Raw genomic sequence first — 13,227 nt, 5'->3', positions numbered from 1 at the left:
CTTTCTGCGCACGTCATGCGCCGGTGGAGTAGAATGGCCTAGATCGTATACAGGGGTGTCATCTCCCGGGATTCCTTGACGAGGCGTCCGATCACCGCGACGGCAGGCAGCGACGATTCCGGGCCTCATGGAAGGTCGGGATCATGGGGACGATCATCGCCATTCTTCCCTATGCCTCACTTGCGGCGGGGCTTTTCCTGCTGTTCGTCGCTCTGGTGCGCGGGCTTCACGGCAATCTCATGCTTCTGGTTCTTGGCGTCGTCCTGTGCGTCCTGGCCCTTGTGCCCGAGGTCTGGAGCGCTCTGGGGGCGCTGTACGGCGTGACCCCCTCCCAGCCGACCTCGTCCTCGTCGACATCGCAGGCCCTTCCCTCGTCGACGTCCGAACGAATGGAGCGGACGACGCCTCGCATCGGGGTGCTCCAGACGTCCTCGTCCGACGTGGACCGGACGTAACCGCATCCCGCTTCGGCGGACCGGAACCGGCCCTGTCCCTTGTCGCGAATCGACCGTATAGTGACGGCGTTGCACGACAGTCCAGGCCTGCACCCTAGTACCGCGGGCCCCGATAGAAAAGGACGACAATGGCCGAGGAAACCATCTCCATAACAGTCAGCGGAACGACAAGGGAGGTGGCGTCGGACACCACCGGAACACAGCTGTTCGTGGATGACCGCGACGTGATCGCCGTGAGTCTCAACGGCGAGCCCCGCGACCTGTACACCCCTCTGAAGGACGGCGACTCCCTCGAACCCATCGCGCTGGACAGCGCGGAGGGGATCGCCATCATGCGGCATTCGGCTACGCATGTCATGGCCCAGGCGGTGCAGGAGATCAGGCCGGACGCGAAGCTGGGAATCGGCCCCGTCATCGAGAACGGCTTCTACTACGATTTCGACGTCGACCGCCCCTTCACCCCGGAGGACCTCAAGCAGATCGAGAAGCGCATGCAGCGCATCATCCGCGAATCCCAGTCCTTCCGCCGCAGGGTCGTCACCGAGGCCGAGGCGCGTGAGGAGGAGAAGGACCAGCCCTACAAGCTCGAGCTCATCGGCGACAAGGAGGCGGCGCTCGACCCCGAGACCTCCACCGAGGTGGGTTCCTCCGAGCTGAGCATGTACGACAACATCGACCGCGACGGGAACGTCGTATGGAAGGACCTCTGCCGCGGACCGCATCTGCCCAACACGCGCTACGTCAGGGCCTTCAGGCTTGAACGCAGCGCCGCCGCCTACTGGCGGGGCAGCGAGCACAACCCCATGCTCCAGAGGATCTACGGCACCGCGTGGCCGACGAAGGAGTCTCTCAAGGCCTACATGACGCGCATGGAGGAGGCGGCGCGCCGAGACCATCGCAAGCTCGGCCAGGAGATGGACCTGTTCTCCTTCCCCGACGAGATCGGGCCCGGCCTTGCCGTGTTCCACCCCAAGGGGGCGGCCGTCATCAACGCCATGGAGGACTACTCCCGGGACCAGCACCGCCGCCATCACTACAGCTTCGTGCAGACCCCCCATATCACCAAGGGCGGCCTGTACGAGACCTCCGGCCATCTGCAGTGGTACAAGGACAACATGTACCCGCCCATGCGCGTCGACGAGGAGCGCGACAAGGACGGCAACATCACCAAGCAGGGCTTCGACTACTATCTCAAGCCGATGAACTGCCCCATGCACAACCTCATCTACAGGTCCCGGCAGCGCTCCTACCGTGAGCTTCCGCTGCGGCTGTTCGAGTTCGGAACCGTCTACCGCTACGAGAAAAGCGGCGTGGTGCATGGGCTCACCCGCGTGCGCGGCCTGACGCAGGACGACTCGCATATCTACTGCACGCGCGAGCAGATGAAGGACGAGCTCGCCAGCCTGCTCACCTTCGTCCTGGGCCTGCTCAAGGACTTCGGACTGAACGACTTCTATCTCGAGCTCTCCACCAAGGACCCGCACAAGTTCGTCGGGTCGGACGAGGTCTGGGAGGAGGCCACGAGCACCCTCGCCGAGGTCGCGAAGGACTCGGGCCTCGAGCTTGTCGACGATCCGGGCGGCGCGGCGTTCTACGGGCCGAAGATCTCCGTGCAGGCCCGCGACGCCATCGGGCGCACATGGCAGGTCTCGACCATCCAGCTCGACTTCAACCTGCCGGAGCGCTTCGGGCTCGAGTACATCGCGGCCGACGGTTCGCACCAGCGGCCGGTGATGATCCACCGGGCCCTGTTCGGCTCCATCGAACGCTTCTTCGCCATCCTGCTCGAGCACTACGCAGGCGCCTTCCCGGTGTGGCTCGCCCCCGTGCAGGTGATCGGAGTGCCCGTGGCGGACGAGTTTGCCGCGCATCTGACGACCTTCATCGCCGGCCTCGAGGACGACCTCGTCCGCTGCGAGCTCGATGAGTCCGACGACCGCTTCGGCAAGAAGATCCGTAGCGCCTCGAAATCGAAGGTCCCCTACACCATCATCGCCGGCGAGGAGGATACGAGCAACGGCGCGGTGAGCTTCCGCTTCCGCGACGGCAGCCAGCTCAACGGCGTTCCCGTCGCCCAGGCGCATGACTGGATCGTGCGCACCATCCATGACCATGTCCTGGTCAACACGGCCGACGACTTCCGGGCCGCCACCAGGTGATGCAGGAGGGGGCGGCCTCTGCGTTCCACGCGGGGGCCGCCCCCATGGAACGCATGCGATTCGGCGGCGTCCCCACCAGGCGGCAAAGAAAGGACATCCCGTGCTCGAACGCCTCAGATCGCCCTTCAAACGGCTGATCGCACCCGTGGCGAGATGGCTCGTATCCCTCGGACTGACGGCGAACGCGGTGACCGTGATCGGAGCCGTGGGCACCATCCTCGCCGCCGTGGCGACCGGGGTCACGGGGTGGCTTTTCGCCGGCGCGGCGGTGATGACGATTCTGGTCATCTTCGACTCCCTCGACGGGTCCATCGCCGCCATCACGACCGGAGGGACGCCATACGGCGCCTTCCTCGATTCCACGCTGGACAGGATCGCCGATTGGGCCGTCCTCGTCTCCGTGACCCTCTACTTCATTCTTCACACGCCCTGGTCGCGGACGTGGAACAGCGCTCCCACGGCCGCCGACGCCGTGGCATGGACGGGCATCGTTGCAGCACTGGTGGCCGTGATGACCTCGTTCGTCACCTCCTACGCGCGCGCACGAGCGGAGTCGGTCGGATACGAGGCGAAGAACGGCGTCGCGACGCGTTCCGACCGTCTCGCCATCATCCTCGTCGGCATGGCGCTGGCGGGGCTCACGGGCGTCGACGCCATACTCGCGGCCGATATGGTGCTGCTCGCCGTTCTGGGAGCCGTCACGGTGGTTCAGCGCATGGCCTTGGTGCACCGCGAGATGACGCGGGACGACGAAGGCGCCTAAGCCCGGTCCCGCGTCATACCAAGGGTCATGTCGGCTTCTGGCCTTACAATCATGTCGTTTTCCGTATACCCAACCTGCTAGGAGCAATATGTCAGGGCATTCCAAGTGGGCGACCACCAAGCACAAGAAGGCCGCCATCGACGCGAAGCGCGGCAAGCTGTTCGCGAAGCTCATCAAGAACATCGAAATCGCGGCGCGCATGGGCGGAGGGGACCCCGACGGCAATCCGACCCTGTATGACGCCATCGTCAAGGCCAAGAAGGCCTCAATGCCCGCCGACAACATCAAGCGCGCGGTCAAGCGCGGGTCCGGCGATGAGGCCGGGGCCGCCAACTACGAGGACATCGTCTACGAGGGCTACGCCCCGGCCGGCGTCGGCCTCATCATCGAATGCCTCACCGACAACCGCAACCGCGCCGCGGCGGAGGTCCGTTCGACGCTGACCAAGGGCAACGGCTCGCTGGCGACCTCCGGTGCGGTGAGCTTCAACTTCGAGCGCAAGGGCCAGATCGTCGTTCCCGCCGAAGGCGTGGACTTCGACGCCCTGTTCGACAAGGCCGCGGAGGCGGGTGCGGAGGACGTCCAGGATGACGGCGACGAGTACACGGTGGTGACCGACCCCTCCGATCTCATCGAGGTGCGCAAGGCCCTGCAGACCGCCGGAGTGGACTACGACTCGGCCGACCTCGTCATGATGCCGAAAACCGAGGTGGAGCTCGACCTCGACGACGCCCACAAGGTCTCCCGGCTCATCGACAATCTCGATGACCTCGACGACGTCCAGAACATCTACAGCAACTGGACCGCCTCCGACGAGGTGATGGAGCAGCTCGCCGAGCTGGAGTAGCCGTGATCATTCTCGGCGTCGACCCCGGTCTGACGCGCTGCGGCGTCGGAGTCATCGAGGCGGGGGAGGGCCGCAGGCTCTCCTTCGTCCATGTCGACGTGGTGAGGTCGGATCCGCACGTCTCGCAGGATCTGCGCCTCCTTGCCATCTATGACGGCCTCGTCGCCAAGATGGACCGCTTCGCCCCCGACGCCGTCTCAATCGAACGCGTGTTCGCCCAGGAGAACCTCAACACGGTGCTGGGGACCGCCCAGGCGGCCGGTCTGGCCATGCTCGCGGCGGCACAGCGGGGCATACCGGTCGCTTTGCATACCCCGACGGAGGCCAAGATGGCCATCACCGGGAACGGAACCGCCCAGAAGATCCAGGTCGAGCGGATGGTCATGCGCATCCTGAGGCTCAACGCCATGCCGACCCCGCCGGACGCCGCAGACGCCCTCGCCCAGGCCATCTGCCATGCGCTCAGACCAGCCGGAGCCCTGCAGGGCGGCGAACGCGAGGAGCATCTCACCGAGGCCCAGCGACAGTGGGCCCTGGCCGAGCAGAGGCGTCGCGGTCGTCGGCGGATCAACGGCGACAGAGGCATGTAGCCGGATCCATCCCCATCCCTGCATGGCCGTGCGTCGTCCGGTTCCTCTCGGATTCGAAGGCTCGCGGCCGTGTAGTAGGATATCGAACAGATGTTCGAAGACGTATTCGAGGGGAGGACGGGCATGATCGGCATGCTTCGCGGCCAGGTCGTCTCCGTGGACGGGAACGCCGCGCTCATCCTCGTGGGAGGAATCGGATTCGACGTCCATATGCCGCATCGTGACCTTGCGGCGCTGCATGCCGGGGCGGACGTCAGCGTGTCCACGGTTCTCGCCGTGGCCCAGGACCAGCCCGTGCTCTACGGCTTTCTGACGGCCGCCGCGAAGCGCATGTTCCTTCAACTGCAGAAGGCCAGCGGAATAGGCCCCAAGGTGGCGCAGTCCCTGCTGTCCACCCTTACGCCGGACGACCTCGCCCGCGCCATCGCCGACGGCGACGCGGCGGCCCTGGCTAAGGCTCCGGGACTGGGACGCAAGGGGGCGCAGAAAATCATCCTCGAGCTCAGGGGCTCCATCGACGTCGACGCCTCCGCTGGCCCCGTCGGCTCCGCGGACGATGTCACGGAGCCGACGGTGGACCGCCAGGTGGTCGAGGGACTCGTCTCCCTCGGCTGGTCCGAGCAGGAGGCCGGACGGGCCGTGTCGCACGTTCGTCTGGAGGGACGGAACGACGATTCCGTCAGCGCCGCGACGAAGACGCCGGACGCCGTCCCGGAGGACGCCGCCGGGCTGCTTCGCGAGGCGCTGGCCTGGCTGGATAGAGGGAGATAGGCATGACAGCGGCACAAGCGCGGAACGAAGACGCCGCCGTCGCACGAGGAAACGCCGGCGCACGTGAGGAATCCCTGCGCATGGTCTCCTCCGCCCCGGTGGGCGACGAGCCCGTCAGCGACGAGGAGCTGCGTCCCCATGCCCTGGACGGATTCATCGGTCAGCCCCGGCTCAAGGCCCAGCTCCAGCTTTTCCTCGACGCCGCCCGCAAGCGCGACGTGCCTCCCGACCATATCCTTCTGGCCGGCCCTCCCGGACTGGGAAAGACGACCCTGGCGATGATCGTCGCCAACGAGCTCGCCGTCCCCATCCGCGTGACGTCGGGCCCGGCGATCCTCCATGCGGGCGACCTCGCCTCCATTCTCAGCTCCCTGGACACCGGGGAGGTTCTGTTTATCGACGAGATCCACCGTCTTCCCCGTGCCGCGGAGGAACTCCTCTACATCGCCATGGAGGACTTCAGGGTGGATGTGATGGTCGGAAAGGGACCGGGAGCCTCCTCCATCCCGCTGACGCTTCCGCGCTTCACCGTCGTGGGGGCAACGACCCGGGAGGGGATGCTTCCCGCGCCGCTGCGGGCCCGCTTCGGCTTCACCGCGCATCTGGACTTCTACCCCCATGACGAGCTGGAAAGGCTGGTCGACCGCTCGTCCGGCGTGCTGGGCATCACGCTGGGGCCGGGCGCGGCCGCCGAGCTGTCCCTCAGGTCCCGCGGGACGCCGCGAATAGCGAACCGTCTTCTGCGTCGCGTGCGCGACTGGGCCATCGTCCATGACCTCGACGTGATCGGGCAGAAGGACGTCCATGACGCCCTGGCTCTGTACCAGATCGATTCCGAAGGGCTCGACCGACTTGACATCGCCGTGCTCAGGGCCATCGTCACAAGCTTCGCGGGAGGTCCCGTCGGCCTCAACAACCTCGCCGCCATGGTCGGCGAGGAGGCCGAAACCGTGGAGACCGTCTGCGAGCCGTATCTCGTTCGGGAGGGCTTTCTGGTGCGTACGCCGAAGGGACGCGTCGCCACCAGACGCGCATGGACGCATCTGGGCCTCGACCCCGATGACGACCAGGGCGGCGACGCGGCATCGGATGTCAGCAAGCTCTTCTAGCATGATGTTCCTGGACGTCCGACAGCCGTCGTCCCCCCAGTCCGTGAGGAGTCAGCGCAGTGGATCAGAACACCCTGTTCATCATCGTCATCGTCGTCATGCTCGCCGGCATGATGTTCTGGCAGTCCCATAAGGCCAAGCAGCAGCAGCAGAAGGTCAAGGACTTCCGGGAGTCGCTCCAGCCAGGCACCGAGGTGATCACCATCGGCGGGGTCATCGGCAAGGTCGTCTCCGTCGACTCCCGCTACGAGGAGATCGTCATCGACTCGGACGGTTCAGTCATGCGCTTCACCTTCCGCTCCATCTCGAAGGAGTACGTCCGTCCCGCCTATGTGGATGACAGCGAGGTCGACGAGCACGGCAACCCGCTGCCCTCCGCCAACCCCACCGACGCGGACGGCGCGGATCAGGTTCCGGTGGACTCCGATCCAGATGCGACGGTCCCCGACTCCGGAGACGGGGTCCGGGTGGAGCCGATACAGGAGCCGGAAGCCTCCGACGCGTCGACGATCCAGAAGGATGCGCCGGGCGCGGGGAACGTCGCCGCACCCCGAGAGCTTTAGCCCGTCATCGGGATGCGGGCGCCTGATCGTCATGCCCTCATCCCGCCCGAATGACGGACTTCGCAGAGCACATACAGCAGTCAAGGACAGGCAGGCATGGCAGACAGCGATATCAGCATCGACAAGCTGAGCAACGTCGACAGGAAGGATGCGGAATACCTGGTCTCCCTCATCCGGTCGATTCCCGGATTTCCCAAGAAGGGGATTCTCTTCCGCGATTTCATGCCCGTTCTGGCCGATCCCCGGGGTCTGCGGATCATGATCGCGGCGCTGGAGGCATCGCTTCCGGTCCCCGCCGACTCCTTCGATTCCGTGGCCGGTCTGGAGGCCCGGGGCTTCCTCTTCGGTCCGGCCCTGGCATGGCGGCTCGGCAAGGGCTTCATCGCCGTGCGCAAGGCCGGCAAGCTTCCCCCGAAGACGGTCGGCGAGCAGTACTCCCTGGAGTACGGAACCCAGACGATCGAGGTGGAGACCTCGGCGGTCTCTCCGGGGGAGCGCGTGCTCATCGTCGACGACCTCATCGCCACCGGTGGAACGGCGAGCGCCGCCGCCGACCTCATCGAGAAATGCGGAGGCCTCGTCGCGGGCTTCAGCTTCGTCATGGAACTCGAGGGACTTGACGGAACCGCCGCCCTCAAGGGCCGTCCCATCAGCTCCCTGCTCACGATGCCGGCCTGAACCCGCGCCGTCGCTTCCGAGGAAAAGATCCACCACGAACCAGAGGTGAGCGAGGAATGGACCTCTACGAATTCCAGGCCAGACAGCTACTCGAGGAGGCAGGCATCCCCGTGCCGTCGGCGGTGTACGCCGCCACCGTCGGTGACGCCGGGAACGCCGCTGACGACGTCGGCTACCCCTGCGTCGTCAAGGGCCAGGCGACGATAGGACACCGCGGACAGGCGGGAGCGGTGCGTCTGGCACGGAACCGTGACGAGGCCGAGGTCCTGGCGGAGAAGATCCTCCCGATGAGAATCCATGGCCATGCGGTCAACGGCGTGCTCGTCGCCGAGGGCAAAAGCATCCTGCACGAGTACTACGTCTCGATCTCGATCGACAGGTCCTCTCGTGACTTCGACGTCCTCGCGACGGCCAACGGCGGGACGGAGGTCGAGGAGGTCGCCCGGATGCACCCCGAATCCGTTCGGCGGCTGCATATCGAGGCGCTTGATGACTTCGGACCCCAGGATGCACGGCGCATGGCCGAGGACATCGGCTTCTACCATGCCGACGTCGACCAGGCGGCCGAGGTTCTGCTGCGCATGTGGCGGTGCTTCCGCGACAACGATGCCACACTGGTGGAGATCAACCCTCTGGCGAAGATCGGCGATCCGGATGACGAGTCGTCCAAGTCGCTGTGCGCCCTGGACGCGAAGATCTCCCTCGACGACAACGCCGCCTTCCGCCACCAGGGCTGGACGCGATTCGAGGACACGGCGCATCGCGATCCCTTCGAGGCGCGCGCCCGCGAACTCGGCCTGCACTACGTGCATCTCGATGGCCAGGTGGGGGTCATCGGCAATGGGGCCGGCCTTGTCATGAGCTCCCTGGATGCCGTCGCCGGGGCCGGGCGGACGCAGCGGACCGGGGTCAGGGCAGCCAACTTCCTCGACATCGGGGGAGGGGCGTCCGCGAAGGTGATGAGCGACAGCCTGGGCATCGTCCTGTCGGATCCGCAGGTGAGATCCGTGCTCATCAACGTGTACGGAGGCATCACCTCCTGTGACGAGGTGGCGAGGGGCCTGCTGGACGCCGTCGCCGAGCACGACCCGTCGCTGCCCATCGTGGTGCGCTTCGACGGCAATCAGGCCGCGCGAGGGCTCAGTATCCTCAGCGCTGCGCGCGATCCTCGCATCCTCGTGAGGTCGACGATGGAGGAGGCGGCGCAGGCCGCCGCACAGGCCGCCGCGGAGCCCTCGGAAACCGCGAAGGAGGGCTCGCGATGACGCTGTTCATCGAGGACGGAGCCCCCGTCATCGTCCAGGGCATGACAGGGCGCCAGGGGATGCTTCACACCTCCAGGATGCTCCGTGCAGGGACGAGAATCGTAGGAGGCGTGAATCCGCGCAAGGCGGGGGAGATCGTCGACTTCCCCGGCGCCGCCGACGGCGAGGACGCCCATATCCCGGTCTTCGCCGACTGCGCCGCCGCCAGACGGGCCACCGGCGCGCGGACCAGCGTGGTCTTCGTTCCGCCGAGGTTCGCCAAGGACGCGATGGTCGAGGCCATCGAGGCCGGCATGACGCTTGTCGTCGTCATCACCGAAGGCATTCCCGTCGCCGACACCGCCTACGCCGTGGAGCTCGCCCTCAGGCACGGAGCCCGCATCGTGGGACCCAACTGCCCGGGCCTGATCACCCTGCCCGAGACCACGGACCGGCATGGCTGCAATCTGGGCATCATCCCTGACGGCATCGTCGGCCGCGGGCCGCTCGGCCTCGTGTCGAAGTCGGGCACGCTGACCTATCAGCTCATGGGAGAGCTTGCGGACATCGGCTTCACCGCCTGTCTGGGCGCCGGAGGCGACCCGATCGTGGGCACCACCCTTCAGGAGGCCCTTCAAGCCTTCGAGGCGGACGCGGCCACGAAGGGCGTGATGATGATCGGGGAGATCGGGGGCGGCGCCGAACAGGACGCGGCCCGATGGGCGGACACGCATATGACGAAGCCCGTCGTCGCCTACATCGCCGGGTTCACCGCTCCCGAAGGGCGTCAGATGGGACATGCCGGAGCCATCGTCTCGGGTGACAGGGGAACGGCAAAGGACAAGAAGAAGACACTTGAGGCCGCGGGGATTCCCGTGGGAGCGACCCCCGCCCAGGCCGCTCATCTCATGCGGGAGACCCTGCGCGGGGTCCTCGGCGCGTGAAGCCAGCAGCCGTGGGGAGACTACGGGGGACGCTCGCGGGGGGAGCCGTCGCCCTTCTTTCCCTGACGGTCTCCTCCCTGGGGGTGGGACTGCTTCTCGCGCTGACCCTGCTGGTGATCTCCATGGAGGAGGGCGGGGACAACCTCTCGCAGTTCTCGGTCTCCCTCACCGAGGCGGCGATGCTTCTGGCCCAGGGCGTGGGCTTCCGCTGGGGCGTCGTGACGCTCACCCTCATCCCACTGCTGTTGACGTCTCTTCTCATCGCACTGGTGATGACCCTCGCCCAGCGGCTGTCCACATCGGCGTCGGGCTTCATCGCGGGGCTCACCGTCTGGCTCGTCGTCAACGCCGTCTTCACGCAGGGGGTGCAGGTCGTTCTGCTCGACCCCCTGTGGCTCGTTCTGGTCAAGACGGGATCGGTGTTCACCGTGGGTTATGCCCTCGCCGCCATGCCGGCCTCGCCGATCATGACGCGTGTGCGGGGCACCTGGCGTGATCGCCTGCCTCCGGAGATCACCCGTATGCTCGGCATCGGCTTTCGACTCGCCGCGACCCTGGTCATCGCATCCCTTGGCATCGGATGCCTCGTCGTCATCGCATGGACGATGATGGACTGGCGGGCGATGCTGGCCGTGTTCGACATGACGGGCATGGGCACCGGGTCCCGCATCCTGACCACCGTCTGCACCCTTGCCTGGCTTCCCAACCTCTGTCTGTGGGCGGCCTCATGGGTCTTCGGATCGGGATTCTCCATCGGCGCCCTGGCCACCTTCACGATGTGGACGGGACAGTCCGCCGAGCTTCCCGCCATCCCCGTCCTGGGGCTGCTTCCCGGACAGGTCGAATTCTCCACGCTCCGAACCTGCCTGCTTCTTCTCCCCGGGGCGATTTCGATGGTCCTGATGCTTGCCGCCATGCTCTCGAACCGCGGGTTCGCCGTACGACCGACGCGCATCGGAGACGGATCCGACCCGCGCGCCTTCGTCCGCGACCTCCTGCGCCTCGCCTACCCCGCGGGATCGGCGCTTCTCGCCGTCATTCTTCTGTCCGCATCCGCCAGCGGCCTGTTCGCGCTGTCCAACGGATCACTGGGAGTCAACCGCCTCAGGAATCTCGGAGTCTCCGTGTCGGATGCCACGAGGGCCGTCGTTCGCCCGGCGGTCCTCGGACTGCTGTCCGGCTGGCTGTTCGTCGTCATCGCCGCGGCCGGCGTCTTCGCAATACGCTGGATCCGCTCGTCCCTGCAGAGGCGACGGGAAGCCCCGACGGAGGGAACGGGGGAGAGCGACGCGACCCTCGCGGGGACGCCGCCCCCGAGAATCGTCACATCCGGACAACAATCCAAGGAGGACAATGATGACAACATCGAACCGACCGATACGACGGGCTCTGGTATCCGTCTATCATAAGGAGGGGCTCGACGTGCTCGCCAAGGCCTTCGTCTCGGCGGGGGTGGAGGTCGTGTCCACCGGTTCGACCGCACGCAGGCTCCGCGAGCTCGGGGTGGGCGTCACCGAGGTCAGCGACGTCACGGGGTTCCCCGAAAGCCTGGGAGGACGCGTCAAGACCCTGGACCCGCACATCCACGCCGGAATCCTGGCCGACATGACGAATCCCGAGCATGTCAGCGAGCTGAAGGGACTGGGCATCTCTCCCTTCGATCTCGTCGTCGTCAATCTTTATCCCTTCGCCGACACCGTCCGCTCGGGGGCCGACGAGGCCGCCTGCATCGAGAAGATCGACATCGGCGGCCCGTCGATGGTGCGGGGCGCCGCGAAGAACAGCGCCAGCGTCGCCGTCGTCACCGACCCGGACGACTACGCCCTCGTGGCGGAGCGCATCGCGAACGGCACGGGATTCAGCCTGGAGGAACGTCGCTGGCTGGCCGGCAAGGCATTCGCCCACACCGCCTCCTACGATGCGACCATCGTCGAGTGGGCCTCGAAGCGGTGGTCCAGACCAGGCAGCGTAGCCGCGCCCGCGGCCGAGGATGGGATCGGGGAGACGGAGTTCCCACAGCCGCTTACCAGGACATGGACGCGATCCCATGCCCTGAGATACGGCGAGAACCCCCATCAGCAGGCCGCCCTCTATCTCGATCCTCTCGCCCCTGGCGGATTCGCCCACGCCGCCCAGCTCGGCGGCAAGCCGATGAGCTACAACAACTACGTCGACGCCGACGCCGCCTGGCGGGCCGTGTGGGACTTCGCCCCGGCAATCGCCGTGGCCGTCGTCAAGCACAACAACCCCTGCGGACTCGCCATCGGCTCCACCGTCGCCGAGGCCCACCGCAAGGCCCATGCCTGCGACCCGCTCAGCGCCTACGGCGGCGTCATCGCGGCCAACACGACCGTGAGCATGGAGATGGCCGAGGGCATCCACCACATCTTCACCGAGGTCATCGTCGCCCCCGACTACGAGCCGGGGGTCGTCGACTTCCTGCGCCAGCACAAGAAGAACCTGCGCATCCTCAAGGTGCAGGAGCCACCGACGTCGCCCACGCAGCTGCGGTGCATCGACGGGGGCCTTCTCGTGCAGTCCACGGATCTCATCGACGCGCCCGGCGACGAACCCGACGCCTGGAGGCTCGTCTCCGGGGACTCCGCCGACGCGTCCACGCTGCGCGACCTGCGCTTCGCCTGGCATGCGGTGCGCTGCGTGAAGTCGAACGCCGTGCTGCTCGCGCATGACGAGGCCACGGTGGGCATCGGCATGGGTCAGGTCAACCGCGTCGACTCCTGCCATCTGGCGGTGACGAGGGCGAACACCCTGGCGGAGGGAACGGACAGGGCCACGGGCTCGGTCGCCGCCTCCGACGCCTTCTTCCCCTTCCCGGACGGGGCGCAGATCCTCATCGACGCCGGCGTGAAGGCCATCGTGCAGCCCGGCGGCTCCATCCGTGACGACGAGGTCATCGCGGCCGCCAGGAAGGCCGGAGTGACGATGTATCTGACCGGCACGCGGCATTTCTTCCACTGATTCACCGACCACGACGTTAATCAGGCCGGCACAAGGCGTCGGATGGCGACCTGCGCCGGCCTGGTGTTCCGGCGCGCGTCTGCGCCTCGGACCCCTTATGCGCTCCGGGATGAGCCCGCCGTCGA

The 13,227-nt window shown here is 66.7% G+C and carries 13 protein-coding genes; all 13 read left to right on the top strand.

The window, feature by feature from the left end:
* Positions 1-143 precede the first annotated feature (143 nt).
* The 13 genes from RWX87_RS00840 to purH all read left to right on the top strand — a co-directional run bounded on the left by RWX87_RS00840 (position 144) and on the right by purH (position 13,102).
* Complete coding sequence (locus RWX87_RS00840) at positions 144-455, top strand: hypothetical protein (RefSeq protein ID WP_314685892.1); 312 nt, start codon at positions 144-146, stop codon at positions 453-455.
* Between the two features lie 128 nt (positions 456-583).
* Positions 584-2,614: a threonine--tRNA ligase gene (gene thrS, locus RWX87_RS00835; RefSeq protein WP_314685890.1), complete on the top strand. Its 2,031-nt coding sequence runs from the start codon at positions 584-586 to the stop codon at positions 2,612-2,614.
* Positions 2,615-2,714: 100 nt separating this feature from the next.
* Complete coding sequence (gene pgsA / locus RWX87_RS00830) at positions 2,715-3,377, top strand: phosphatidylinositol phosphate synthase (protein WP_314685888.1); 663 nt, start codon at positions 2,715-2,717, stop codon at positions 3,375-3,377.
* A gap of 88 nt (positions 3,378-3,465) precedes the next feature.
* Entirely contained in the window at positions 3,466-4,224 is a 759-nt protein-coding gene (locus tag RWX87_RS00825) for a YebC/PmpR family DNA-binding transcriptional regulator (protein WP_314685886.1), read from the top strand.
* Between the two features lie 2 nt (positions 4,225-4,226).
* Positions 4,227-4,814, top strand: coding sequence for a crossover junction endodeoxyribonuclease RuvC (gene ruvC / locus RWX87_RS00820; RefSeq protein ID WP_314685884.1), 588 nt, complete (start codon positions 4,227-4,229; stop codon positions 4,812-4,814).
* 123 nt (positions 4,815-4,937) lie between these two features.
* Entirely contained in the window at positions 4,938-5,585 is a 648-nt protein-coding gene (gene ruvA / locus RWX87_RS00815; RefSeq protein ID WP_314685883.1) for a Holliday junction branch migration protein RuvA, read from the top strand.
* Positions 5,586-5,587: 2 nt separating this feature from the next.
* Positions 5,588-6,694, top strand: coding sequence for a Holliday junction branch migration DNA helicase RuvB (ruvB, locus tag RWX87_RS00810; protein ID WP_314685881.1), 1,107 nt, complete (start codon positions 5,588-5,590; stop codon positions 6,692-6,694).
* 59 nt (positions 6,695-6,753) lie between these two features.
* Positions 6,754-7,257 carry a preprotein translocase subunit YajC gene (gene yajC / locus RWX87_RS00805; RefSeq protein ID WP_314685879.1) on the top strand — a complete coding sequence of 168 codons (504 nt, stop codon included), beginning with the start codon at positions 6,754-6,756 and terminating at the stop codon, positions 7,255-7,257.
* 96 nt (positions 7,258-7,353) lie between these two features.
* Positions 7,354-7,935 (top strand): adenine phosphoribosyltransferase, encoded by a 582-nt coding sequence (locus RWX87_RS00800; RefSeq protein WP_314685877.1) that lies wholly within the window; start codon positions 7,354-7,356, stop codon positions 7,933-7,935.
* Positions 7,936-7,991: 56 nt separating this feature from the next.
* Positions 7,992-9,200: an ADP-forming succinate--CoA ligase subunit beta gene (gene sucC, locus RWX87_RS00795; RefSeq protein ID WP_314685876.1), complete on the top strand. Its 1,209-nt coding sequence runs from the start codon at positions 7,992-7,994 to the stop codon at positions 9,198-9,200.
* Positions 9,197-10,123 carry a succinate--CoA ligase subunit alpha gene (sucD, locus tag RWX87_RS00790; RefSeq protein WP_314685874.1) on the top strand — a complete coding sequence of 309 codons (927 nt, stop codon included), beginning with the start codon at positions 9,197-9,199 and terminating at the stop codon, positions 10,121-10,123. The genes sucC and sucD overlap by 4 nt, the downstream gene beginning before the upstream one ends.
* A complete protein-coding gene (locus RWX87_RS00785; protein ID WP_314685872.1) occupies positions 10,120-11,532 on the top strand; it encodes a DUF6350 family protein in 1,413 nt (470 codons plus the stop codon). The genes sucD and RWX87_RS00785 overlap by 4 nt, the downstream gene beginning before the upstream one ends.
* Positions 11,480-13,102, top strand: a complete 1,623-nt coding sequence (gene purH / locus RWX87_RS00780; RefSeq protein WP_314685926.1) for a bifunctional phosphoribosylaminoimidazolecarboxamide formyltransferase/IMP cyclohydrolase — start codon at positions 11,480-11,482, stop codon at positions 13,100-13,102. Before RWX87_RS00785 ends, purH begins: the two co-directional genes overlap by 53 nt.
* Positions 13,103-13,227 lie beyond the last annotated feature (125 nt).

The organism is uncultured Bifidobacterium sp., assembly GCF_963540075.1.
In the GTDB taxonomy this organism is placed as follows: Bacteria; Actinomycetota; Actinomycetes; order Actinomycetales; family Bifidobacteriaceae; genus Bifidobacterium.
The sequence above is the reverse complement of the archived record's forward strand: the minus strand, read 5'-3'. Positions and strand labels throughout refer to the sequence as shown.